A 2,264-nucleotide genomic window follows, 5' to 3' on the forward strand; every position below is an offset into this window, starting at 1 on the left:
GATCCGCGCCGCGAGGGGGAGGTCGACCGAACCGGCGTATTCGCGTCCAATGCGAAGATGTCAGCTACCAGCTGACATAATAACCATTATCGGTCATATCGCCCGACATATCACCTGTCATAACACCCGCAAATTGGTAGTCTCGGTTCATGCTCAATACGTCAACCGGGGATGGTTCTCGTTCTGGTTCTGATCGCGCGGCTCATGAACGCTCCGTGGGTCTGAGTATTGCTGAGATCGCAGCGGAGTTGCAGGTGCAGCTGGGCCAGGCGCAGCTGGGGGCGATCGTGGGTAGGAATGCCCGCACGCTTGCTCGCTGGGCACACGCAACGGTGCGGCCGCCACATGCGAGTGAAAAGTTCCTCAGAGACACATTTCAGGTGCTCGAGATCCTCTGTTCGGTTCATTCGACTGACGTTGCCAGGGCGTGGTTTATGGGTATGAACCCGGAACTGGGTGATGCTTCGCCGGCCGAAGCGCTTTCGGAGGGGCGTTCTCGAGAGGTCCTGGCCGCGGCGCGGTCCTACGTAGCCGCGGCTTAGGCTGGGCAGTATGACGGTCGAACAGGTTGAGCAAGGACCGCGCCGAGTCGCGCGCACTGTGGAGGTGCCAGCTTCATGCGACGACGTTTTCGCGTTGGTGGCTGATCCGCACCGTCACGGTGAGCTGGACGGCTCGGGCACCGTCCGCGACACGGTGTCGGGGCCGCGGCGGCTCAGCCAGGGCGCACGATTCTCGGTAGCGATGAAGCAGTTCGGCGTCCGGTATCGCATCACCAGCACGGTGACGTGCTTCGAGGACGGTCGGCTTGTGGAATGGAGTAGCCCAGCGGGCCACCGGTGGCGCTGGGAACTCACGCCGCTCACGCCCACGTCTACGCGCGTCACTGAGACGTTCGACTACAGCACCGTCCCAGCCGTGCAGGGCACGGTCTTTGAGTTGCTCGGCGTTCCTCGGAAGAACGCCGCCGGTATCGAAGCCACCCTGCGCCAACTCGCGTCGCGCTACGCCCGCGCTTGACGTGACGGTGCTCACGTCCTGACCGGACGCCGAGGCCCCCGTCTGCACGGGCGTATGGGATCTGCGAATCGAATTCCCGCACATGACCAGGTTCCCACCGGGCAACCTTCAGTACGTGCGCAAGTTCGCGGGTGCCTGGACTGCCGAGACGCCAATTTCTCAGCAGGCTGCTGGCAAATTGGCGGGTGGCCACAACTCAGCTTCGTTCATTCGTCTGAAGTTGCCAGAGCGTGGCTCATGGGCATGCATCCGGAACTAGACGATGCGTCGCCGGCCGAAGCGCTTTCAAATGGACGCTCCCGAAAGATCATGGCCCTGGCGCGGTCTTACATCGCCGCCAACTAGTCCTTTCTGTGGTCAGCCGTGACGATCACCGACCACAGTCGGGAGACAATTGGGCCATGGCCCGTGATGATGTTGCCCTTCCCGACGGATACCCCGAGTTCCTCGGCTCGCTCAAGCTCCGGGTCCGCGAGGCTCAGGTGCGGGCGCAGCGCACGGTCAACACGCAGCTCATCGAGCTGTACTGGTCCATCGGTCGCTCCATCCTCTCCGAGCAGGACAAGCAGGGATGGGGCGCCGGGGTCATGGACCGCCTGGCGCATGATTTGCGCGTGGAATTCCCGAAGATGACAGGCCTGTCCCGCAGCAATCTGTTCTACATGAGGGCCTTCGCGGCGGCTTGGACGGAGGAGCTCCCAATTGTCCAACAGGCTGTTGGACAATTGCCATGGGGTCACATCACAGTCCTCCTCGACAAGCTCGAGGACATCGACACCCGCGCCTGGTACGCCGCGGCAGCCGCAAAGAATGGATGGTCGCGGAATGTCCTGCTCAACCAGATCAAGAACCGTACCCTCGAGAGAACCGGCGCCGCACCCTCGAACTTCAGTGCCCAGCTAGCACCCGCTGATTCCGACCTGGCCCGGCAGATCGCCAAAGACCCCTACGTGTTTGATTTCCTGGAACTGACCGAGGACGCAGCCGAACGCGACCTAGAACAAGCCCTCATGGACCGCATCGTCGATAAGCTCCGTGAGCTGGGAAAGGGGTTCGCGTTCGGTGGCCGGCAGGTCCACTTCGACGTCGCCGGCGATGACTTCTACCTCGACCTGCTGTTCTTTTACGTCGAGCAACTCCGGTACGTCGTCATCGAGCTGAAGACCGGAAAGTTCCAACCCGAGCATGCCGGCAAACTCGCCTTCTACGTCTCCCTCGTCGACGACAGACTCCGACGAGACACC

General features: G+C 62.1%; 3 protein-coding genes. All 3 read left to right on the forward strand.

From position 1 onward, the window contains the following. The first annotated feature begins 149 nt into the window (after positions 1-149). On the forward strand, positions 150-542 hold the full coding sequence (locus E3T23_RS08295; protein ID WP_134369917.1) for a hypothetical protein: 393 nt from the start codon (positions 150-152) through the stop codon (positions 540-542). 10 nt (positions 543-552) lie between these two features. Continuing rightward, positions 553-1,020 carry an SRPBCC family protein gene (locus tag E3T23_RS08300; RefSeq protein ID WP_174843860.1) on the forward strand — a complete coding sequence of 156 codons (468 nt, stop codon included), beginning with the start codon at positions 553-555 and terminating at the stop codon, positions 1,018-1,020. A gap of 401 nt (positions 1,021-1,421) precedes the next feature. After that, positions 1,422-2,264, forward strand: an 843-nt coding sequence (locus E3T23_RS08305; protein ID WP_134369919.1) for a PDDEXK nuclease domain-containing protein, incomplete at its 3' end; no start/stop codon positions are given.

Origin of the sequence: Cryobacterium cheniae (genome assembly GCF_004403395.1) — a bacterium.
Classification (GTDB): Bacteria; Actinomycetota; Actinomycetes; order Actinomycetales; family Microbacteriaceae; genus Cryobacterium; species Cryobacterium cheniae.